General features: G+C 57.6%; 15 protein-coding genes. 8 read left to right on the forward strand and 7 right to left on the reverse strand.

Features of this window, described 5'->3' with window-relative positions; genetic code table 11:
- Positions 1–123 precede the first annotated feature (123 nt).
- From yfaE to ubiG, 4 genes are all read right to left on the reverse strand, one after another.
- Positions 124–378, reverse strand: coding sequence for a class I ribonucleotide reductase maintenance protein YfaE (gene yfaE / locus HMPREF3140_RS14970; RefSeq protein ID WP_002913017.1), 255 nt, complete (start codon positions 376–378; stop codon positions 124–126).
- Positions 378–1,508, reverse strand: coding sequence for a class Ia ribonucleoside-diphosphate reductase subunit beta (gene nrdB, locus HMPREF3140_RS14975; protein WP_004140835.1), 1,131 nt, complete (start codon positions 1,506–1,508; stop codon positions 378–380). The genes yfaE and nrdB overlap by 1 nt, the downstream gene beginning before the upstream one ends.
- Positions 1,509–1,609: 101 nt before the next feature.
- Positions 1,610–3,895: a class 1a ribonucleoside-diphosphate reductase subunit alpha gene (nrdA, locus tag HMPREF3140_RS14980; RefSeq protein WP_002913016.1), complete on the reverse strand. Its 2,286-nt coding sequence runs from the start codon at positions 3,893–3,895 to the stop codon at positions 1,610–1,612.
- Positions 3,896–4,239: 344 nt separating this feature from the next.
- Positions 4,240–4,968, reverse strand: coding sequence for a bifunctional 2-polyprenyl-6-hydroxyphenol methylase/3-demethylubiquinol 3-O-methyltransferase UbiG (gene ubiG, locus HMPREF3140_RS14985; protein ID WP_029602052.1), 729 nt, complete (start codon positions 4,966–4,968; stop codon positions 4,240–4,242).
- A 146-nt stretch (positions 4,969–5,114) separates the two neighbouring features.
- On the opposite strand from ubiG, the gene gyrA reads away from it, so the two are divergent.
- Together gyrA and rcsC are read left to right on the forward strand one after the other, a co-directional pair.
- Positions 5,115–7,748: a DNA topoisomerase (ATP-hydrolyzing) subunit A gene (gene gyrA / locus HMPREF3140_RS14990; protein WP_004140833.1), complete on the forward strand. Its 2,634-nt coding sequence runs from the start codon at positions 5,115–5,117 to the stop codon at positions 7,746–7,748.
- Positions 7,749–7,879: 131 nt separating this feature from the next.
- Positions 7,880–10,720 carry a two-component system sensor histidine kinase RcsC gene (rcsC, locus tag HMPREF3140_RS14995; RefSeq protein WP_023301166.1) on the forward strand — a complete coding sequence of 947 codons (2,841 nt, stop codon included), beginning with the start codon at positions 7,880–7,882 and terminating at the stop codon, positions 10,718–10,720.
- A gap of 45 nt (positions 10,721–10,765) precedes the next feature.
- On the opposite strand, the gene rcsB is transcribed toward rcsC, so the two are convergent.
- Both rcsB and rcsD read right to left on the reverse strand, forming a co-directional pair.
- Positions 10,766–11,416 (reverse strand): response regulator transcription factor RcsB, encoded by a 651-nt coding sequence (gene rcsB / locus HMPREF3140_RS15000; RefSeq protein WP_002913007.1) that lies wholly within the window; start codon positions 11,414–11,416, stop codon positions 10,766–10,768.
- Positions 11,417–11,431: 15 nt separating this feature from the next.
- Positions 11,432–14,089, reverse strand: a complete 2,658-nt coding sequence (rcsD, locus tag HMPREF3140_RS15005) for a phosphotransferase RcsD (protein ID WP_023280372.1) — start codon at positions 14,087–14,089, stop codon at positions 11,432–11,434.
- A 771-nt stretch (positions 14,090–14,860) separates the two neighbouring features.
- Between rcsD and ompK36 the strand changes: the two genes are divergently transcribed.
- From ompK36 to mgtE, 6 genes are all read left to right on the forward strand, one after another.
- On the forward strand, positions 14,861–15,979 hold the full coding sequence (gene ompK36, locus HMPREF3140_RS15010) for a porin OmpK36 (protein ID WP_004149145.1): 1,119 nt from the start codon (positions 14,861–14,863) through the stop codon (positions 15,977–15,979).
- A 103-nt stretch (positions 15,980–16,082) separates the two neighbouring features.
- The gene (gene apbE / locus HMPREF3140_RS15015; protein WP_032411989.1) at positions 16,083–17,135 is read left to right on the forward strand and encodes an FAD:protein FMN transferase ApbE; all 1,053 of its coding nucleotides are present in this window, start codon (positions 16,083–16,085) and stop codon (positions 17,133–17,135) included.
- A 73-nt stretch (positions 17,136–17,208) separates the two neighbouring features.
- Positions 17,209–18,273, forward strand: coding sequence for a bifunctional DNA-binding transcriptional regulator/O6-methylguanine-DNA methyltransferase Ada (gene ada, locus HMPREF3140_RS15020; RefSeq protein WP_002913002.1), 1,065 nt, complete (start codon positions 17,209–17,211; stop codon positions 18,271–18,273).
- The gene (gene alkB / locus HMPREF3140_RS15025) at positions 18,273–18,926 is read left to right on the forward strand and encodes a DNA oxidative demethylase AlkB (protein ID WP_004140817.1); all 654 of its coding nucleotides are present in this window, start codon (positions 18,273–18,275) and stop codon (positions 18,924–18,926) included. Before ada ends, alkB begins: the two co-directional genes overlap by 1 nt.
- Before the next feature lie 74 nt (positions 18,927–19,000).
- Entirely contained in the window at positions 19,001–20,644 is a 1,644-nt protein-coding gene (locus HMPREF3140_RS15030) for a multidrug ABC transporter permease/ATP-binding protein (RefSeq protein WP_004184919.1), read from the forward strand.
- Positions 20,645–20,792: 148 nt separating this feature from the next.
- Positions 20,793–22,229: a magnesium transporter gene (mgtE, locus tag HMPREF3140_RS15035; protein ID WP_002912996.1), complete on the forward strand. Its 1,437-nt coding sequence runs from the start codon at positions 20,793–20,795 to the stop codon at positions 22,227–22,229.
- Here mgtE and HMPREF3140_RS15040 read toward each other — a convergent pair.
- Positions 22,192–23,352 (reverse strand): SulP family inorganic anion transporter, encoded by a 1,161-nt coding sequence (locus tag HMPREF3140_RS15040; RefSeq protein ID WP_014599216.1) that lies wholly within the window; start codon positions 23,350–23,352, stop codon positions 22,192–22,194. The two genes, mgtE and HMPREF3140_RS15040, sit on opposite strands and share 38 nt — an antisense overlap.
- Positions 23,353–23,586: the final 234 nt, after the last annotated feature.

Here is a 23,586-nt window from a genome sequence, read left to right on the forward strand (position 1 = left end):
CCGGGAACGTCTCAGCGATTTTGAGGCCGTCAACACCGGCAGTTTCAGCAGCCCAGGGCGGCAGTGCGTAAACGGCCGGTCCTGGAACAGTAGGTCAGGTAAGCGTAGCGCCACCTGACAAGACTACATCTCGATCTCAATATCGCCTTTCGCCCGGCAGCAGCAGGGCAAAATTTCTCCCGGCTGGATAAAGGCCAGCGGCTCGGTCAGCCAGTCAACCTGGCCGGAGACCAGGCGAGTGCGGCAGGAGCCGCAGTAGCCTTCGCGGCACTGATATTCGACGTCGATATTATGCGACTCCAGCGCCGCCAGCAGGGAAGGGTGTTCATCCTGACACTCAAGGCGAGTGTCAGAGATTTTCAGGAAGATCCGCTTCATTACAGCTGGAAGTTACTCAGATCGTCGGCATCGACTTCAGAATCGATCTGGCCGACGAGATAAGAACTGACTTCCACTTCCTGCGGCGCCACCTGAACGTTGTCGGAGACCAGCCAGGTGTTGATCCATGGGATCGGGTTGGAGCGGGTCTGGAACGGCAGATCGAGGCCCACCGCCTGCATGCGGATATTGGTGATGTACTCGACGTACTGGCAGAGAATATCTTTATTCAGGCCGATCATCGAGCCGTCGCGGAACAGGTAGTCCGCCCACTCTTTCTCCTGCTGCGCCGCCAGCACGAACAGGTCATAGCACTCCTGTTTGCACTCTTCGGCGATTTCCGCCATTTCCGGATCGTCGCTGCCGGAGCGCAGCAGGTTCAGCATATGCTGGGTGCCGGTCAGGTGCAGCGCTTCATCGCGGGCGATCAGGCGGATAATTTTGGCGTTGCCTTCCATCAGTTTGCGTTCGGCAAAGGCGAAGGAGCAGGCGAAGCTGACGTAGAAGCGGATCGCTTCCAGGGCATTAACGCTCATCAGGCACAGATAGAGTTTCTTTTTCAGCTCGCGCAGATTCACGGTCACGGTTTTGCCGTTGACGGTGTGGGTGCCTTCGCCCAGCAGATGCCAGTAGCTGGTCATCTCGATCAGCGAATCGTAATAGTGAGAGATGCCTTCCGCACGTTTCTGGATCTGCTCGTTGGTGACGATGTCGTCGAACACGGTCGCCGGGTCGTTGACGATGTTGCGGATGATGTGAGTGTACGAGCGCGAGTGAATGGTCTCGGAGAAGGCCCAGGTTTCTACCCAGGTCTCCAGTTCCGGGATGGAGATCAGCGGCAGCAGCGCCACATTCGGGCTACGGCCCTGGATGGAGTCGAGCAGCGTCTGGTACTTCAGGTTGCTGATGAAAATATGTTTTTCATGTTCCGGCAGCGCCTGGTAGTCGATGCGATCGCGGGAAACGTCAACCTCTTCCGGGCGCCAGAAGAAGGAGAGCTGCTTTTCAATCAGCTTTTCAAAGATGTCGTATTTTTGCTGATCGTAGCGGGCCACGTTAACCGGCTGGCCAAAAAACATAGGTTCCAGCAGCTGATCGTTTTTCGTCTGTGAAAAAGTGGTGTATGCCATTGAAGTGAGTCCTGTTGAACTGTATTGCCCGGCGGGAATGGGTCGGCCGGGCCTACACAAACGTAGGCCGGGTAAGCGTAGCGTTACCCGGCAAAAGTACCTTAGATCTTACAAGCGCCGCTTTCGCAGCCGTCGTCCTGGATGGACGGGGCCAGGTCATCCTGGGCGTCTTCAGCGCCATCACGGGTGTTGTGATAGTACAGCGTTTTGACGCCGAATTTATAGGCGTTGAGCAGGTCTTTGAGCAACTGCTGCATCGGCACTTTTCCGGACGGGAAGCGCGTCGGATCGTAGTTAGTGTTGGCAGAGATCGACTGGTCGATAAACTTCTGCATGATACCCACCAGCTGCAGATAACCGTCGTTGTTCGGCATCTCCCACAGCAGCTCGTAGGCGTTCTGCAGGTTTTCGTAATCCGGCACCACCTGGCGCAGGATACCGTCCTTGGACGCTTTGATACTCACGTGGCCGCGCGGCGGCTCAATGCCGTTGGTGGCGTTGGAGATCTGCGACGAGGTCTCGGACGGCATCAGCGCGGAGAGCGTGGAGTTGCGCAGGCCGTGGGTTTTAATGGATTCGCGCAATGCTTCCCAGTCGTAGTGCAGGGGTTCGCTGACGATGCCGTCCAGATCTTTCTTATAGGTATCGATCGGCAGGATGCCCTGCGCATAGGTGGTTTCGTTGAACCACGGGCAGGCGCCTTGCTCGATAGCCAGCTCGTTAGAGGCCTTCAGCAGATAGTACTGAATCGCTTCGAACGTTTTGTGCGTCAGGTTGTTGGCGCTGCCGTCGGAGTAGCGTTTGCCATGCTTCGCCAGATAGTAAGCGAAGTTGATCACGCCGATACCCAGCGTACGACGCCCCATCGCACCGCGTTTAGCCGCCGGGATGGGGTAATCCTGATAGTCTAGCAGCGCATCCAGAGCACGCACCGCCAGCACCGCCAGCTCTTCCAGCTCGTCGAGGCTGTCGATAGCCCCGAGGTTGAAGGCCGACAGGGTGCACAGCGCGATTTCGCCGTTTTCGTCGTTGACATCTTCCAGCGGTTTGGTCGGCAGGGCGATCTCCAGGCACAGGTTAGACTGACGCACCGGGGCGACTACCGGATCGAACGGGCTGTGGGTGTTACAGTGGTCGACGTTCTGGATATAGATGCGGCCGGTAGAGGCGCGCTCCTGCATCATCAGCGAGAACAGCTCAACGGCTTTAATACGCTGCTTACGAATGCTGTCGTCCTGCTCGTACTGGGTGTACAGGCGCTCAAACTCGTCCTGATCGGCGAAGAAGGCGTCATACAGGCCCGGGACGTCGGAAGGGCTGAACAGGGTAATATCGCCGCCCTTCAGCAGACGGGTGTACATCAGCTTGTTGATCTGTACCCCGTAGTCCATGTGACGAACGCGGTTGGCGTCGGTACCACGGTTGTTTTTCAGCACCAGCAGGCTTTCCACTTCCAGATGCCACATTGGGTAGAAGAGGGTTGCCGCGCCGCCGCGCACGCCGCCCTGCGAGCAGGATTTCACCGCGGTCTGGAAATGCTTGTAGAACGGAATGCAGCCGGTGTGGAAGGCTTCGCCGCCGCGGATCGGGCTGCCCAGCGCGCGAATGCGCCCGGCGTTGATGCCGATGCCGGCGCGCTGGGAAACGTATTTCACAATCGCGCTGGAGGTGGCGTTGATGGAATCCAGGCTGTCGCCGCACTCGATCAGCACGCAGGAGCTGAACTGACGGGTTGGGGTACGCACGCCGGACATGATCGGCGTCGGCAGCGAGATTTTAAAGGTGGACACCGCGTCGTAGAAACGCTTGATATAGTCCAGACGCGTTTCGCGCGGATAGTTCGAGAACAGGCAAGCGGCGACCAGAATATAGAGGAACTGCGCGCTCTCATAAATTTCGCCGGTGACGCGGTTTTGTACCAGATACTTGCCTTCCAGCTGCTTAACGGCTGCGTAGGAGAAGTTCATGTCGCGCCAGTGGTCGAGGAAACCGTCCATCTGCTGGAACTCTTCTTCCGTGTAGTCTTCCAGCAGATGATGATCGTATTTACCTTTCTCGACCATCTTCACCACGTGATCGTAGAGCGCCGGCGGCTCAAACTGACCGAAGGCTTTTTTACGCAAATGGAAAATCGCCAGACGCGCGGCGAGGTACTGGTAATCCGGTGCGTCGCGGGAGATCAGATCCGCAGCGGCTTTAATAATGGTTTCGTGGATGTCCGCGGTTTTGATGCCGTCATAGAACTGGATATGGGAGCGCAGCTCTACCTGGGAAATCGAAACGTTATTCAGTCCTTCTGCCGCCCAATCCAGTACGCGATGGATTTTGTCGAGATTGATGCGCTCGGTGGTCCCGTCGCGCTTTGTCACCAGCAGACTCTGATTCATGTGGATTTTACCTGTCCGTGAAAGAAAATATCCCCCGTTTATCCACAGAAGGCCGTTGTGACTAACTCTGTGGATAAATACTATATGTAGGGGGTTGTCGATAAAAGAAACGCTATATGGTGAGTATTTTAGTAAGGAATCTTTTGAGTACAAGGGTTGATTTTGACGTTAAATTGAGGTTGCGGAAGGGTAATAATCCGCAAGTCCACGTCGCATAAGGCCTGGAGAAGAAGTCAATAAAACAGAAAAAAAAATGAAAATTTGATCGAGTGCTGATTTCTTCATCGGAAGAAATAATCACGCGGCTTGATGCCGCGCAATCATCATAAGCGGAGGTGCTGACCTCAGTCCTGTTTGGCGGTGGTATGCAACATATAGTTAACATCAACCCCCGGCGCTAACTTGAAGGTATTGGTCAGCGGATTGTAATGCAGACCGATGATATGCTGCTCTTTCAGAGTAGTCTGATCTACCCAGCCCAGCAGCTCGGCCGGCTTGATAAACTTCTTCACATCATGAGTGCCTTTGGGCACCATCTTCATGACATATTCCGCCCCGAATACCGCCATCAGCCAGGCCTTGCCGTTGCGGTTGATGGTGGAGAAGAAGACCTGGCCGCCGGGCTTCACTAACCGCGCGCAGGCGTGCACCACCGACTGCGGGTCGGGTACGTGCTCCAGCATCTCCATGCAGGTCACGACGTCATACTGCTGCGGGTGCTTCGCGGCATGTTCCTCAACTGTTTCCTGAACATAGTCCACTTGAATACCGCTCTCCAGGGCGTGCAGCCTGGCGACCTGCAGCGGTTCGGCCCCCATGTCCAGCCCGGTGACCGTCGCGCCTTCGCGCGCCATGCTCTCGGCGAGGATGCCGCCGCCGCAGCCGACATCGAGGACTTTTTTACCGAACAGGCCGCCGGAGCGTTCGGCAATATAGCCCAGCCGCAGCGGGTTGATGCGGTGGAGCGGTTTGAACTCGCCCTCCAGATCCCACCAGCGCGAGGCGACGGCTTCGAATTTGGCGATTTCAGCATGATCGACATTAGGGGCTACCGACGTTTTTTCGGCATTCATGGGCGCTTTTACTCCTTTTCTGTTCAGACCTGCGAGTATATCAGCAGCGCGCCATGAATAAACCGTATTGCTTTACCTCTATTAGCGCGGCTGTGTTATAATTTGCGACCTTTGAATCCGGGATACAGTAGAGGGATAGCGGTTAGATGAGCGACCTTGCGAGAGAAATTACACCGGTCAACATTGAGGAAGAGCTTAAGAACTCTTATCTGGATTATGCGATGTCGGTCATTGTTGGCCGTGCGCTGCCGGATGTCCGAGATGGCCTGAAGCCGGTACACCGTCGCGTACTTTACGCCATGAACGTATTGGGCAATGACTGGAACAAAGCCTATAAAAAATCAGCCCGTGTCGTTGGTGACGTAATCGGTAAATACCACCCGCACGGCGACTCCGCGGTATACGACACCATCGTGCGTATGGCGCAGCCGTTCTCGCTGCGTTACATGCTGGTGGACGGCCAGGGTAACTTTGGTTCCATCGACGGCGACTCCGCCGCGGCGATGCGTTATACCGAAATTCGTCTGGCGAAAATCGCTCATGAGCTGATGGCCGATCTTGAAAAAGAGACGGTCGATTTCGTCGACAACTATGACGGTACGGAGCGTATTCCGGACGTCATGCCGACCAAAATTCCTAACCTGCTGGTGAACGGCGCCTCCGGGATCGCCGTAGGGATGGCCACCAACATACCGCCACATAACCTGACGGAAGTGATTAACGGCTGTCTGGCGTATGTTGACGATGAAGACATCAGCATTGAAGGGCTGATGGCGCATATTCCTGGCCCTGATTTCCCGACCGCCGCCATTATCAATGGCCGTCGCGGCATCGAAGAGGCCTACCGCACCGGTCGCGGTAAAGTGTACATCCGCGCGCGCGCGGAAGTGGAAGTGGACGCGAAATCCGGCCGCGAAACCATCATCGTGCACGAAATTCCGTATCAGGTGAACAAAGCGCGCCTGATCGAGAAAATCGCCGAGCTGGTCAAAGAAAAACGCGTGGAAGGCATCAGCGCGCTGCGTGACGAGTCTGATAAAGACGGGATGCGCATCGTGATTGAAGTGAAGCGCGATGCGGTAGGGGAAGTGGTGCTTAACAACCTCTATTCCCAGACCCAGCTGCAGGTCTCCTTCGGCATCAACATGGTAGCTCTGCACCATGGTCAGCCGAAGATCATGAACCTGAAGGACATTATCGCCGCGTTTGTACGCCACCGCCGTGAAGTGGTGACCCGTCGTACGATTTTCGAACTGCGCAAAGCTCGCGACCGGGCGCATATCCTCGAAGCGCTGGCCGTTGCGCTGGCCAACATCGACCCGATTATCGAACTGATCCGTCGCGCGCCGACCCCGGCAGAAGCGAAAACGGCGCTGGTTGCCCAGGCGTGGGATCTCGGTAACGTTGCGGCGATGCTGGAGCGCGCCGGGGATGACGCCGCGCGTCCGGAATGGCTGGAGCCAGAGTTCGGCGTACGCGACGGTAAATACTATCTGACCGAGCAGCAGGCTCAGGCGATTCTGGATCTGCGTCTGCAGAAACTGACCGGCCTTGAGCATGAAAAACTGCTCGACGAATATAAAGAGCTGCTGGAGCAGATCGCGGAGCTGCTGCACATTCTCGGCAGCGCCGACCGTCTGATGGAAGTGATTCGCGAAGAGCTGGAGCTGATCCGCGACCAGTTCGGCGACGAACGTCGTACCGAAATCACCGCCAACAGCGCTGATATTAACATCGAAGATCTGATCAACCAGGAAGATGTGGTGGTCACCCTGTCGCATCAGGGGTATGTGAAGTATCAGCCGCTGACCGACTACGAAGCACAGCGTCGTGGCGGTAAAGGCAAATCGGCAGCGCGCATTAAAGAAGAAGACTTTATCGACCGTCTGCTGGTGGCCAACACCCATGACACCATCCTCTGCTTCTCAAGCCGCGGCCGTCTGTACTGGATGAAGGTCTATCAGCTGCCGGAAGCCAGCCGCGGCGCGCGCGGTCGGCCGATCGTCAACCTGCTGCCGCTGGAAGCCGATGAGCGCATCACCGCCATCCTGCCGGTCCGCGAGTACGAAGAGGGCGTCAACGTCTTTATGGCCACCGCTAGCGGTACCGTGAAGAAAACCGCGCTGACCGAGTTCAGCCGTCCGCGTTCCGCCGGTATCATCGCGGTCAACCTGAACGAAGGCGATGAGCTGATCGGCGTCGATCTGACCTCTGGTCAGGATGAAGTGATGCTGTTCTCCGCGGCCGGTAAGGTTGTACGCTTCAAAGAAGACGCCGTTCGCGCCATGGGCCGTACCGCCACCGGCGTACGCGGTATTAAGCTTGCGGAAAACGACAGCGTCGTCTCGCTGATTATTCCACGCGGCGAAGGCGCGATCCTGACGGTGACGCAAAACGGTTACGGTAAACGTACCGCGGCGGCGGAGTATCCGACCAAGTCGCGTGCCACCCAGGGCGTTATTTCGATCAAAGTCACCGAGCGTAACGGTTCCGTGGTCGGCGCCGTGCAGGTGGATGACTGCGATCAGATCATGATGATCACCGACGCCGGGACGCTGGTGCGTACCCGCGTTTCCGAAGTGAGCATCGTGGGCCGTAACACCCAGGGCGTGATCCTCATCCGCACCGCGGAAGATGAAAACGTGGTAGGTCTGCAGCGCGTGGCTGAGCCGGTGGATGATGAAGAGCTGGATGCCATCGACGGTAGCGCGGCGGAAGGCGATGACGATATCGCCCCGGAAGCGGATACCGATGACGACATCGCCGAAGACGAAGAATAATCGTCCGAGGTAAATGTTCTGGAAGGGCCGGGTATTTTCCCGGCCCTTTTTGCATTAACATTGCGGCAAAGCCGGTTTACCGCTACCTTAACCGCATTCTGTTGAGTCCCTGACGGCCGAGCATCGCCACATTGAAATATCTTGCCTCTTTTCATACAACCCTGAAGGTTTCACGTTATCTGTTCAGAGCGCTGGCGGTATTGCTGTGGCTGCTTATTGCGTTTGTCTCTGCGTTTTATATCGTCAACGCGCTGCACGAGCGGGAAGCCGAAATCCATCAGGAGCTTAATCTCAACGCCGATCAGGCCCAGCGCTATATCCAGCGTACCGCGGATGTAATGAAAGAGCTGAAGTATGTCGCCGGTAACCGCTTGTCGGCAGGGGACGCGGTAGCGCAAGGGCAAAACGGCGATATGGCGGTGCCCAACTTTGAACCCCTGTACCCCGATTCCGACTGCAGCGCGATGAGCGCCACCTGGCGTAATTCGCTGCAGTCGCTGGCATGGTTTATGCGCTACTGGCGGGATAATTTTACTGCCGCCTACGACCTTAACCGCATCTTTCTCATCGGCAGCGATAACCTCTGCATGGCCAACTTTGGCCTGCGGGACGTGCCGATTGAGCGCGATCAGGCGCTGAAAGTCCTGCATCAGCGCATAGAGCAATATCGCAACGCGCCGCAAAACGAGCGCGGCAACAACCTGTTCTGGATAAGCCAGGGCGTTCGCCCCGGGGTGGGCTATTTTTACGCCCTGACGCCGGTCTATATGGCCAATCGCCTGCAGGCGATGCTGGGCGTGGAGCAGACCATCCGCATGGAAAGCTTCTTTACGCCGGGCAGCCTGCCGATGAGCGTGACGATCTTTGACGATAACGGGCAGCCGCTGATTTCGCTGGCCGGTGCGGAAGGTAAAATCCAGAGCGAAGCGAAGTGGATGCAGGAGCGGATGTGGTTTGGCTACAGTTCGGGTTTCCGCGAGCTGGTGCTGAAAAAAAGCCTCTCGCCGTCCTCCCTGAGCATCGTCTATTCCGTCTCGGTAGATCAGGTGCTGGAGCGGATCCGTATGCTGATCATCAATGCTATCGTTCTTAATATCCTCAGCGGCGCGATGCTGTTCGCGCTGGCGCGAATGTATGAGCGGCGCATTTTTATCCCCGCGGAGAATGACGCCCAGCGCCTGGAAGAGCACGAGCAGTTCAACCGCAAAATTGTGGCTTCTGCCCCGGTAGGGATCTGTATTCTGCGCACTGCCGACGGGACCAATATTCTCAGTAATGAACTGGCGCACAACTACCTGAACATGCTGACCCACGAGGACCGCCAGCGGCTGACGCAGATCATCTGCGGCCAGCAGGTCAATTTTGTCGACGTGCTGACCAGCAACCATACCAACCTGCAGATTAGCTTTGTTCATTCACGCTATCGCAATGAAAACGTCGCCATTTGCGTGCTGGTGGACGTTTCCGCCCGCGTGAAAATGGAGGAGTCGCTGCAGGAGATGGCCCAGGCGGCGGAGCAGGCCAGCCAGTCGAAATCGATGTTCCTGGCGACGGTTAGCCATGAGCTGCGTACCCCGCTGTATGGCATCATCGGTAACCTCGATCTGCTGCAGACCAAAGCGTTGCCGAAAGGCGTCGATCGCCTTGTGACGGCGATGAACAACTCCTCCAGCCTGCTGCTGAAAATCATCAGCGATATTCTTGATTTCTCGAAAATCGAGTCCGAGCAGTTGAAGATCGAGCCGCGGGAGTTCTCTCCGCGCGAAGTCATGAACCATATCTCCGCTAACTATCTGCCGTTGGTGGTGCGCAAGCAGCTGGGCCTGTACTGCTTTATCGAGCCGGACGTTCCGGAACAAATGTCCGGCGACCCGATGCGCCTGCAGCAGGTGATCTCAAATCTGCTCAGCAATGCGATAAAGTTCACCGATACCGGCTGTATTGTCCTGCACGTCCAGTGCGCGGGGGATTATCTGCAGATTAGCGTTCGCGACACCGGAGAGGGGATCCCGGCGAAAGAGGTATTGCGCCTCTTCGATCCTTTCTTCCAGGTGGGGACCGGCGTGCAGCGCAATTTTCAGGGCACCGGCCTTGGCCTGGCGATCTGTGAAAAACTGATCAGCATGATGGATGGCGATATTGCTGTCGAAACCGAGCCGGGGATGGGTAGCCGCTTTACCATCCGTATTCCTCTGTATGGCGTGCAGAATACCTCACCGGTGAGCAGAGACGGTTTCGCTGGCAAGACCTGCTGGCTGGCGATTCATAACACTTCGCTGGCGATGTTCGTCACCTCGCTGCTCAGCTACCACGGCCTGACGGTCCGCCGCCATGCCGGCGAAACGCCGGACGCCGAGGATGTCTTACTCACTGACGATGAGGCGCTGAGCGGATGGCAGGGAAGGGCCATGGTCATCTTCTGTCGCCGTCATATCGGTATTCCGCAGGAGCGGTCCGCCGGCGAATGGCTGCACAGCGTGACGACTCCCCACGAACTGCTGCCGCTGCTGGGGCGTATTTTCCATGTTGCGCTCGCCAGTGCGGAAAATAGCCCGGCGCTGATGGCCCCGGAGGCGCAGGCCGGCAATAACGACGACATGATGATCCTCGTGGTCGACGATCACCCGATCAACCGCCGCCTGCTGGCGGATCAGCTGGGTTCGCTCGGCTACCAGTGCGTGACCGCGAACGACGGGATCGACGCGCTCAACGTCCTCAGCAAGCAGCACATCGATATCGTGCTCAGCGACGTCAACATGCCTAATATGGATGGTTATCGCCTGACGCAGCGCATTCGTCAGCTTGGCCTGACGCTGCCGGTGATTGGCGTAACGGCCAATGCCCTGGCGGAAGAGAAGCAGCGCTGTCTGGAATCGGGGATGGACAGTTGTCTGTCCAAGCCGGTCACCCTCGACGTACTGAAGCAAACGCTGACGGTATATGCGGCGCGGGTGCGTAAAGGGCGGGAATAATGGGGAGCTCCGTCTCGCCGGGGCGAGACGGAGAGGGCGAAGAGATTACTCTTTGTCCGTCGCGCTCAGCGAGACGGAAGAGAGGTAGTTCAGCAAGGCGATGTCGTTTTCGACGCCCAGCTTCATCATCGCCGATTTCTTCTGGCTGCTGATGGTTTTAATGCTGCGATTAAGCTTTTTGGCGATCTCGGTTACCAGGAAACCTTCGGCGAACAGGCGCAGTACTTCGCTCTCTTTCGGCGACAGGCGTTTATCGCCATAGCCGCTGGCGCTGATTTTTTCCAGCAGGCGAGAGACGCTTTCCGGGGTGAATTTCTTCCCTTTCTGCAGCGCGGCCAGCGCTTTTGGCAGGTCGGTCGGCGCCCCCTGCTTGAGGACGATCCCTTCGATATCCAGATCCAGCACCGCGCTGAGGATCGCCGGATTGTTGTTCATGGTCAGAACAATGATCGACAGATCCGGGAAGTGGCGCTTGATGTATTTAATCAGCGTGATCCCGTCGCCGTATTTGTCACCGGGCATGGACAGATCGGTGATCAGCACATGGGCGTCCAGCTTCGGAAGATTGTTGATAAGGGCCGTGGAGTCTTCAAACTCGCCAACGACGTTCACCCACTCAATTTGCTCAAGTGACTTACGAATACCGAACAGTACGATCGGATGGTCATCGGCAATAATTACGTTCATAGTGTTCATGTATAAGGCTACCTTCTACAGCAAGCTCTTGACGTAAGCGTCAATGTCGCTGATATATTTTTCTATGCCTTGCGCATCCTTTTCGCGAATCAGATGCTCAAGCGTTTCACATAACTGCTTGCCGGGTATCAGATTAAGCATAGCAAATGCCCCTTTGAGGCGGTGGGCGGTTTGCGCCAGAGCAGCAAAATCGCCCGCTTCGATTTCAGTATACAATCTCTGAACATCATCCGGTACCGTATCGGCAAACAGTGCGTAATAGCCGCTGGCATGGAGTTCGGCGTTACTCTCGTTTCCTGAGGTGACGGGCTGAACCGCCTCCTCCGCCAGCTGCTGCTCAATAAGCTGCAGGATAGCCTCCTGCATCGCCGTGCTAATATTAAAGTTGACCCGCAGTTGGCCCGGGCCGATCTTGCGTATCCCGACCTCATCATCGCTTAAAAGCAAGCCTGAAGCAGTAAGATTAGACGGATTATCCGTTAAATAAAGATCAAAGGCTTGACTGGTCGCCCGATCGTCCGGTGTGATGCAGGACGCTCCCCAGCTCTCCAGCTGGCGAGTGACAATCCGCCGCACTTCGCTGGAAGTCACATCCAGCAGGACGATAACGTCATCCAGCAAATGCTCTCCCGCCTCTGGCGCCTCTTCGCTAGCCGGCATTTTCAGATGCAGGGTATAGCGCGTCCCCAGCGACTCCCGGGCTTTAATGGTCAATTGCCCGCCCAGCTTGCGCGTCATGCGGTCGCATAGCCAGAAGGTAAGGGCGTTTGCTTTGCCGTACAGGTCGCTCTGGGTCTCGTTGAGATACGGGAAGTGCATATTGTCGATCTCGTTTGCCGAGACGCCGTTGCCGGTATCCAGAATGCGGAAGGTCAGGCGATCGCTGGCCGACTCATCCTGACAGACGTCGAGGGTGATCTTGCCGATAGGCGTGGTGGTCACTGAATACTGGATTAACAGCACCAGCGTGCGCCGCAGAGCTTCACGGTCGCCATAGCGCTGCTCGCCGGCCGGGAGCGCATTGTTGATGAGCAGCTGCAGACCCTTGCGTTTCATCGCCGGCAGCACTTCCGGCACGACGTCGTCAATAAGCTCCTGCACCGAGAACAACGTCTGGTTGGTTTTCCAGGCATCGCTTTCCAGCAGATTGGCGAGCTGAATGTCATCGATGAGTTTGACCAGCTCATCGGCATGCTGGGCCAGCGTCCGATTCTCTGTACTACTGAGCGCCGCCGCCTCTGCCGCCAGCGTCAGCGCGGGCTGCTTCAGGGCGCTGCCGATGTGCTGCATAAAGGCGGCCCGTCCCTGCTGGTTTTTCTCATACAAGCGCTGGGCCTGCTTGAGCTTTTTATTAACCAGCACTTCGCGGTCCTGATCACGGATGATCAGGATCTGGGTGCGCGGCGCTACCTGGCTGCGATACTGGCGGATTTCATACTGCTCATTATTGACGGTGGCCTGGATCACCCCCTGGTGCTGGTCCGCCATATTGGTGATGTTCTGCAGATTCAGGTGCGGAAGCAGATGGTCGGCAATTGGATTGCTGATAACCGTTCGGTTGGCTTCCTGATCGTGAACGAGCAGCCCCAGCGGCAGCAGAGAAACAATCTCTTCGTTAATGGCGCGCAGCAGACGCAGTTCGCTGTTGGCGGCGGAGGGGAGCCCGGCGCCAGACGAATGGCTGCGTCCTTTATAGTGGCGAAAGGTGGTAAAACCAAACAGCGCCAGCGCCAGCAGACCAATATTGAGCAGCAGCGGCAGAAGAATGTTCTGCATGGACTCCAGCAGCATGGTGCTCATTGGTACCGTCCACAGCAACTGCATACCGGTGGTGCTGATGTCGGTGGCGATGTCAATCTGCATGCCGTTAAAGGTGATCCCGATATGATCGGCGCTCTCTTTATCCGGCGTGGTGGCGAGATTTTGCGACGGGTCAGGCTCGATACGGAAGCTGTCGATGGTCATGCCGGGCGGGATCAGATCGTTAATCGGCAGGTCGAATGCGACCACCGTGGCAAGGTGTCCGGGCTGGTTGAAGGTGGTGCGTAACGTAAAATAGTGCGCGTTCTGCCAGGCGAGATGGCGCAGTGGCGAGAACGTCTCGCGCTCATCAAGGGTATTAGCCTGCAGCAGCATTTCCGCGCGCCGTGACTCCACGACGCTGCTGATCGTTGACTCTTTGAAGCTCGAAGAGAGGTCCTTCAACGGCAGGGTGGAGACCAGGATCAGACTATTGTCCAGGCCGTTGAGATAGTACATCGACCACGGAATGGTCTCCGCGCCCCACAAAATATCGAGATAATCGGACATTTTCTGCGTCATTTCGAGGGTGGAGCTGTCATGGGAGCCAAAGATCAGGGCTTCGGTTTTACGCCGGGGTTTCTCCAGGTAGTAAACGTCCTGTTTTAAACGCGTCTCCTGCAGACCGCCGCTTGCGGTGTTGACTGAGGTGGCGGCGATATTGTCGTAGATCTGCCAGGTGGCATAGCGCCAGGCGTCAATGCGCTGGTGCAGAGCGTGGGAGATATCAACCACCTGATAGCTTTTCTCCTTCAGCCAGGCATTGACGGCGCTTTGGATCATCACCCCCATTGTCGCCAGCAGGACAATAACCATCAAAATGAAGAAGCGGCTGATGTTGCCGGGGATCAGGGAGAATTTTTTCGGGGTCATCTTGTGGCTGAACGACTCATCATTGTTTGTAAACAGGATGTAGCGCCAGAGTAACTGGCAACAAAGCAGATGCTGCTGGCAGTATAAAGGCTAATGGCGTAAATCCATACTACAGATTGGCGCCAGCGGTGCGATGCCGCCCAGGAATTATCTTAGAAACGAAGCGTAAATGAAACCGCGCCGGGAAGGTTAACCGGCGACGATATTGACGGAAACAAAAGGGAAGAATCGCACGAAATAACAAGACATTGGCAGAATATGCCCCACTGATGGCCTAATTGATTGATTAATAGTCGTTAGGGAATCATTAGCCGTAGCACAGATAAATTAAAGTTGTGTAAAGAAGGGTAAAAAAAACCGGATGCGAGGCATCCGGTTGAAATAGGGGTAAACAGACATTCAGAACTGAATGACGGTAATAAATAAAGTTAATGATGATAGCGACTCTTATTTTAGCCACCAATGATCATTTTGTTTTACCATTCAGTGCTATAGATATGTTGTTGTCTATCGCTTTGATTATAAAAGGTTAAATATTTTTTTTGATGATTAGTGCGTATTTCCCTGACCATTTTGCGGTGAAAAAAGTTCCGCTGAATTTACAAATTGAAACATCTTGTGGGAACTTTGAAACATCTTAGAAGTTTTAGTATCATATTCTTGTTGGATTATTCTGCATTTTGCAGCACAATGAAATAGCCGACTGATTAGAAGGGTAATCAGTAAGCAGTGGCATAATAAAAGGCATATAACAAACAGAGGGTTAATAACATGAAAGTTAAAGTACTGTCCCTCCTGGTACCGGCTCTGCTGGTAGCAGGCGCAGCAAATGCGGCTGAAATTTATAACAAAGACGGCAACAAATTAGACCTGTACGGTAAAATTGACGGTCTGCACTACTTCTCTGACGACAAGAGCGTCGACGGCGACCAGACCTACATGCGTGTAGGCGTGAAAGGCGAAACCCAGATCAACGACCAGCTGACCGGTTACGGCCAGTGGGAATACAACGTTCAGGCGAACAACACTGAAAGCTCCAGCGATCAGGCATGGACTCGTCTGGCATTCGCAGGCCTGAAATTTGGCGACGCGGGCTCTTTCGACTACGGTCGTAACTACGGCGTAGTATACGACGTAACGTCCTGGACCGACGTTCTGCCGGAATTCGGCGGCGACACCTACGGTTCTGACAACTTCCTGCAGTCCCGTGCTAACGGCGTTGCAACCTACCGTAACTCTGATTTCTTCGGTCTGGTTGACGGCCTGAACTTTGCTCTGCAGTATCAGGGTAAAAACGGCAGCGTCAGCGGCGAAGGTACTTCTCCGACCAACAACGGTCGTGGCGCTCTGAAACAGAACGGTGACGGCTTCGGTACCTCTCTGACCTATGACATCTATGATGGCATCAGCGCTGGTTTCGCGTACTCGCACTCCAAACGTAACGGCGATCAGAATCGTTTGGATAAAGGCCGTGGCGACAACGCTGAAACCTACACCGGTGGTCTGAAATACGACGCCAACAACATTTACCTGGCGACTCAGTACACCCAGACCTACAACGCAACTCGTTTCAGCGGCAACGGAGAATCTGATTCTATTAGCGGTTTTGCTAACAAAGCACAGAACTTCGAAGTGGTTGCTCAGTACCAGTTCGACTTCGGTCTGCGTCCGTCCGTAGCTTACCTGCAGTCTAAAGGTAAGGACATCGAAGGTTACGGCGATCAGGACCTGCTGAAATATGTTGACGTTGGCGCGACCTACTACTTCAACAAAAACATGTCCACCTATGTTGACTACAAAATCAACCTGCTGGACGAAAACGATTTCACTCGTCGCGCTGGTATCTCTACCGACGACGTGGTTGCACTGGGCCTGGTTTACCAGTTCTAAGTTGCAAGCTGCATAACAAAAAGGCGCCTCTGGCGCCTTTTTTTATGTCCGGTTTAACCTCGCTGGTATACTCTTGTCGCCCTGGTAAGAGGAGCCTCGATTAATGGATATGACTTTCTTTCGCGCCGCGCTGCTGGGCGCCTGCGTTCTGCTCTCTGGCTGCGATTCAGCTACCACTCCTGCGACCCCCGCCGCGACGGCCACCGTGCTGGATGGCAAAACGATGGGCACCTTCTGGCGGGTCAGCGTCATTGGCGTGGATGAGGCAAAGGCCCAGGCGTTGCGCGCCAAGGTTCAGGCCCAGCTGGACGCCGACGATCGCCTGCTGTCGACCTGGAAAAACGACTCAGCGCTGATGCGCTTCAATCATGCCGCCACTACCGAACCCTGGCCGGTGAGCGAAGCGATGGCGGATATCGTCACCCTGTCGCTGCGGATTGGCGCCAAAACGCACGGCGCGATGGATATTACCGTGGGGCCGCTGGTCAACCTGTGGGGCTTTGGCCCGGATAAACAGCCGGTCACCACCCCGGATGCCGAGGCGATAGCCGCGGCGAAGGCGCGCACCGGCCTGCAGCATCTGCAGGTTATTAATCAGAGCGGCAGGCAGTTCCTGCAAAAAGATATTCCCGATCTGTTTGTCGACCTCTCCACCGTGGGGGAAGGCTATGCCGCCGACCACCTCGCGCGGTTGATGGAGCAGGAGGGGATCTCCCGCTATCTGGTGTCGGTGGGCGGGGCGCTGGTCAGCCGCGGGATGAACGGCGAAGGCAAGCCCTGGCGGGTAGCGATCCAGAAACCGACCGACCGCGAAAACGCCGTTCAGGCGATTGTCGACATCAATGGGCACGGCATCAGCACCTCCGGCAGCTATCGCAACTACTATGAACTCGATGGCAAACGCATCTCGCACGTTATCGATCCGCAGACCGGGCAGCCGATAACCCATAAGCTGGTCTCCGTGACCGTCATTGCGCCAACGGCGCTGGAGGCGGACGGCTGGGATACCGGACTGATGGTGCTGGGGCCGGAAAAAGCGCAGCAGGTGGTGCGCGAGGAGGGGCTGGCGGTCTACATGATCGTTAAAGATGGAGAGGATTTTAAAACCTGGATGTCGCCGCAGTTCCGCACTTTCCTTGTCGGCGAGAAAAATTAAAAAGCAAGATTGCGGGTTTTTTACTGCGGGCTTTACCACAGACTGAGGGTACACTTACAGCTGGAGACCCGTCATGAAACCGATAGTTGCCGATACCGATGATCGCCGCTGGCAGGCGGTCTGCGAACGTGATACCCGGGCCGATGGTCAGTTCGTCTTTGCGGTACTGACCACCGGCATCTGCTGTCGACCCTCCTGCCGCTCGCGGCGCGCGCGGCGGGAAAACGTACGCTTTTTTGCCGACGTCGCCGCCGCCGTGGCGGCGGGATTCCGCCCCTGCAAACGCTGCCAACCGGATAAAGACTACCCGCAGCAGCAAAGGGTCGACAAAGTGGCGCAGGCCTGTCGGCTGCTGGAGCAGGACGCGCCCCTGACCCTCGAGGCGCTGGCAGGCCAGCTGGCGATGAGCCCGTTTCATTTTCACCGTTTATTTAAATCCGTCACCGGCATGACCCCTAAAGCCTGGCAACAAGCGTGGCGGGCGCAGCGCCTGCGGGAAGCGCTGGAGCAGGGGATACCGGTGACCCGCGCCGCGCTGGCGGCTGGTTTTCCCGACAGCAGCAGCTATTATCGCCAGGCCGACGCAGCGTTAGGGATGACCGCCAGCCAGTTTCGCCGCGGCGGCGCCGCCACCGTGGTAACCTGGACCACGGGCGACTGCGCGCTGGGTCGTTGCCTGGTGGCGCAGAGCGAGCGCGGCGTCTGCGCGGTGCTGCCGGGTGATAACGATGCGGCATTGCTCGACGACCTGCGCCGGCGCTTTCCCAATGCCGAGCTGCGTGAAGGCGACCCCGATTTTTGTCAGCAGATGGCCGAGATTTTCGCCCACCTCGACGACAGCCGGCGGCCGGTATCGCTGCCGCTGGATCTGCAGGGCACCGCGTTTCAGCTGCAGGTCTGGCAGGCGCTGCGGCAGATCCCGGTGGGCGAGACCCGCAGCTACCGCCAGGTGGCAGAGCATATTGGCCAGCCGCGGGCGGTAAGAGCCGTGGCCGGCGCCTGCGCGGCGAATTCGCTGGCGGTGATTGTTCCCTGCCACCGGGTGGTGCGTGAAGATGGCGCCCTGTCCGGTTATCGTTGGGGAACGGCGCGAAAAGCGCAGCTGCTGGCGCGCGAGGCCCAACATGAGGAGGAGTAATGCTCGATCTGTTTAGCGATACCCCACCGTGGCAGGAGCCGCTGGCCCCCGGCGCGGTGGTGCTGCGGCGATTTGCCCGCGAACGTGCCCCGGCGCTGCTGCAGGCGATAGCCGACGTCGCCAGTCAGTCGCCGTTTCGCCAGATGGTCACGCCGGGCGGGTACACCATGTCGGTCGCCATGACCAACTGCGGCGCGCTGGGCTGGACTACCGATCGCCACGGCTATTTGTACGCCCCGGTCGACCCGGTAACCGATCAAACCTGGCCGCCGATGCCTGCCGTATTTCATGAACTGGCGCTGGCGGCGGCCGCCGCCGGCGGCTATCCGGAGTTTTCCCCCGATGCCTGTTTGATTAACCGCTATTGTCCTGGCGCAAAACTGTCGTTGCATCAGGATAAAGATGAACAGGATCTGCGGGCGCCGATTGTCTCGGTCTCGCTGGGCTTGCCGGCCATCTTTCAGTTTGGCGGCTTGCAACGCAGCGACCCGCTGCAGCGGCTGCTGCTGGAGCATGGCGATGTGGTGGTCTGGGGCGGCGAGTCGCGCCTGTTTTATCATGGCATTCAGCCGCTGAAAGCGGGGCATCATCCGGAAACGGGCGATTGTCGTTACAATCTCACCTTCCGACAGGCGGGTGGTCGCCAGTATTAAAATAAGAATTATTCTTGATGTCATCGGCGAGCCGTTTAAACTGCTGGCTGTTTTGCTTTTGCGGATAGCCTGTTATGGAACTTCTCTCTCTCGTCTGGCGCCAGTATCGCTGGCCGTTTCTGGGCGTTATTGCTCTCAGCCTGCTCAGCGCCGCGCTGGGTATCGGCTTAATCGCTTTCATTAACCTGCGTCTGATTACCGCTGTCGATACCTCGCTGCGGGTCCTGCCGGAGTTTCTTGGTCTGCTGGGGCTGCTGATGGCGGTGACCCTGGGTTCGCAGCTGGCGCTAACCACCCTCGGCCACCATTTTGTCTATCGTCTGCGCGGTGAGTTTGTTAAACGCATCCTCGATACCCAGATTGAACAAGTAGAGAAGATCGGCAGCGCGTCGCTGCTTGCCGGGCTGACCAGCGATATCCGCAATATCACCATCGCCTTTGTGCGCCTGCCGGAGCTGGTGCAGGGGATCATTCTCACCTTCGGCTCCGCGGCCTACCTCGCCTGGCTGTCAGGAAAAATGATGCTGGTGACGGCGCTGTGGATGGCGCTCACCATCTGGGGCGGCTTTGTGCTGGTCTCGCGGGTGTACAAACATATGGCCAGCCTGCGCGAAACGGAAGATAAACTGTATCACGACTATCAGACGGTGCTGGAGGGGCGTAAAGAGCTGACCCTCAACCGCGAGCGCGCGGAGTATGTGTTTAACCAGCTCTACCTCCCGGACGCCCGGGAGTACCGGCACCATATCGTTCGCGCCGATACCTTCCACCTCAGCGCGGTCAACTGGTCGAATATTATGATGCTTGGCGCCATCGGGCTGGTGTTTTGGATGGCCAACAGCCTCGGCTGGGCCGATACCGCCGTGGCGGCGACCTATTCCCTGACGCTGCTGTTTCTGCGCACGCCGCTGCTCTCCGCCGTCGGCGCGCTGCCCACGCTGCTCAGCGCCCAGGTGGCGTTTAACAAGCTGCGTCAGTTCTCCCTCGCCCCGTACCGGGCCGACTTTCCCCGGCCGCAGGCGCATCCTGACTGGCAGACGCTGGAGCTGCGCGATGTCACCTTCCATTATCCGGACCAGCGCTTTGCGGTAGGGCCGCTTAATCTGACGCTGAAGCGCGGCGAGCTGGTGTTTTTGATAGGCGGCAACGGCAGCGGCAAGTCAACGCTGGCGATGCTCCTGACCGGCCTGTACCAGCCAATATCCGGTCAGATCCTCGTCGACGGCCAGCCGCTGGCGGCGGAGAGGCCAGAGGAGTACCGCAAACTGTTTTCCGCAGTGTTTACCGACGTCTGGCTGTTTGACCGCCTGCTCGGGCCGCAGGGCGAGGAGGCCGATCCGGCGCTGGTGGCGACATGGCTGGAGCGTCTGCAAATGGCCCACAAGCTGCAGCTGGAGAACGGAAAAATCGCCGACCTGCGGCTGTCGAAAGGGCAGAAGAAGCGCGTGGCGCTCCTGCTGGCGCTGGCCGAGTCCCGGGACATCATTCTGCTGGATGAATGGGCGGCGGATCAGGATCCGCATTTCCGCCGCGAGTTTTACCAGGTCCTGCTGCCGCTGATGCAGCAGATGGGCAAAACCGTGTTCGCCATCAGCCATGACGATCACTACTTCCAGCACGCCGATCGTCTGCTGGAGATGCGCGCTGGCCAGCTCGCCGAACTTACCGGCGAAGAGCGGGAACAGGCTTCCCGCGATGCGGTGGCCCGTACGGCCTGATTCACAACGCGCGCCCGGAAAAGCCCGGGCGCCGCTGAAATTTTCAGCGTCTACATCGCTGACGGTTATTATTTCCCCCTCCTCGCGCTATGCTTAAGGCTTCCGGCCCGCAGGCCGGCTCACCATTCTCAAAAGGATTGCCCGATCGATGTCCGTTTTGCATAAAAAAAGCGCCCGCTTGCGTGACGAAGAGCGCGCCCGTCTGATTTGGCTCTTGAGCACCGATAAAGCGGTGACTTCCGCGCTGCTGGGCAAACTGACGCTGGCTGAGCGCTATGATGAAGGGACGCTGGCCGATGACCTGGCCGAAGTGGAAATGCTGGTCTCGCATCTGCCGCCGCCGGATCTCGCCGATGCGCTGGAAGCGCTTCCCTATGACGCCCGCACCGCGCTATGGTGCCTGGTGCCCGACGATAAACGCGGCGAAGTGCTGCTGGAGGCCTCAGAGAACGTCTGGGGCGACCTGATCGACAAGATGAGCGACCCCGAGCTGCTGCAGGCCATGCAGCCGCTGGATATCGATGAACAGGTTTACCTGCTGCAGCATCTGCCGCGCAACCTGACCGGACGGCTGCTGGCGACCCTGCCGGCCGAGAAGCGCGCCCGTATTCGCCAGATTATGCGCTACGCCGACAACAGCGTCGGGTCGATCATGGAGTTTGAGGTCATTACGGTGCGACCGGAGGCCACCCTGGCGGCGGTGCAGCGCTATCTGCGGCGTCTCGGTAAAATGCCGGAAAACACCGATAAGCTGTTCGTTACCACCCGTAACAAGCTGCTGCTCGGCGAGCTGGAGCTGCAGACCATTCTGCTCAATGATGCGCAGAAGCGGGTGGGGGAGGTGATGGAGGGCGACCCGGTCACCTTTCAGCCGCACGAAGAGGCGGAGAAGGTGGCGCGCACCTTCGAACGCGACGACTTGCTCAGCGCCGCCGTCATTGATGCCGACGGCAAGCTGATCGGGCGCCTGACCATCGATGAGATCGTCGATGTGGTTTATGAAGAAACCGATAACGATCTGCGGCGGATGGGCGGCCTGAGCGATGAAGAGGATGTCTTCGCCCCGGTCAGCAAAGCGGTGAAAACCCGCTGGGCATGGCTGGCGGTCAATCTGTGTACGGCGTTTATTGCTTCCCGGGTCATCGACGGCTTCGAACACACCATTTCACAGCTGGTGGCGCTGGCCTCGCTGATGCCGATCGTCGCCGGCATCGGCGGCAACACCGGCAACCAGACGATCACCATGATCGTCCGGGCGATGGCGCTGCAGCAGATCCAGCCCGGCAGCTTTACCTTTCTGATCCTGCGTGAAATGGGCGTTGCGCTGATTAATGGCCTGGTGTGGGGCGGGATTATGGGGGCCATCACCTGGTGGCTGTATGACGATCCGCAGCTCGGCGGGGTGATGACGCTGGCCATGATGCTCAACCTGCTGATGGCGGCGATGATGGGCGTGATAATCCCGATGGTCATGGTGAAGTTGGGGCGTGACCCGGCGGTCGGCTCCAGCGTAATGATCACCGCCATCACCGACACCGGCGGCTTCTTTATTTTTCTGGGTCTGGCGACGCTGTTTCTAATGTAGCCTGCGCTTTTGCCCGCAGGCGGCGGGGGATGATCGCCATCGCGACAATCCCCGCCAGCACACCGATCGCCAGATTGCTGGTTCCCACCGTCGCGGCGACGGTCACCAGCATCACCAGCGTTTCCGGCCACGGATTACGCGCCAGCTCACCCGGGCGAATGCTGCGCCAGCTAAAGGTCTTCACCGCCACGATCACCATCACCCCGGCGAGAACCGCCATCGGGATCTTCGCCATCACCTGGCTGAGCGCTGTCACCAGCAGGAGCAGCACCAGGCCGGCGATTACCGTTGAGAGGCGGCTGCGGGCCCGGCCCATTTCCACGTTCACGATAGTCTGGCCGATCATCGCGCAGCCGGCGATGCCGCCATAGCAGCCGGCAAGGATATTGGCGATACCCAGCCCGGCGCTTTCCCGCGATTTGTTCGACGGGGTATGAGTGAGATCATCCACCAGCTTAGCCGTCAGCAAGGACTCCATCAGGCCGACAAAGGCGATGCTGAGGGCGCACGGCCAGATTATCTGCAGGGTGGTCAGGTTCAGGGGAACGGTCAGGGCGGTGAACCCCGGCAGGCCGCCGCTCATCGAGCCTTCATCGCCGACGGTCGGCAGCTGCTGGCCGGTGGTCGCGGTATAGAGGGTGAGCGCGACGATGGCGATCAGCGGCGCCGGGATAGCCTTAATAACGCGCGGCGCCCACAGGACGATAAGCAGCGTCAGGACGAACAGGCCAACGATTAGCGGTTGTCGACTCCAGAAATGCGGCACCTGAGCAAAGAAAATCAGGATCCCAAGGGCGTTGACGAACCCGGTCATCACCGCCGGGGGAATAAAGCGCATCAGGCGCGCCATGCCGCACAGACCAAACAAAATTTGAATAATACCCGCCAGAATGACAGCCGGTAAAATGTACCCCACGCCGTGCTGATGCACCATCGGGCCAATCACCAGCGCCACCGAGCCCGCGGCGGCGGTGACCATCGCCGGGCGTCCGCCGAAGACTGACATCGCCAGGCAGAGCACCACCGAAGCAATCAGGCTTACCTGCGGGTCAACGCCGGCAATGACTGAAAACGAAATCACTTCAGGGATGAGCGCCAGGGCGGTGAGCACGCCGGCCAGCACTTCGCGCGTCAGTAAAGACGGGGAGCGGAGGATGGGACGGAGGTTGCCGGAAGCGGCGGGGTCAGAAACTGGAGGCATAAAAAAAGTTCGCAGCTTATAAAAAAAGAGGGAGCGGTGTCAGGCCCTGCTTCCGTGCGGTCTGTCACAAAACCAGGGATGATAGCGCGGAATCTGTCAGCGCACCAGTACAAAAAGTGATTTGGTGTATACATTTATTAAACATTTTTATAACGG

The organism is Klebsiella sp. HMSC16A12 (assembly GCF_001808265.1).
Lineage (GTDB): Bacteria > Pseudomonadota > Gammaproteobacteria > Enterobacterales > Enterobacteriaceae > Klebsiella > Klebsiella pneumoniae.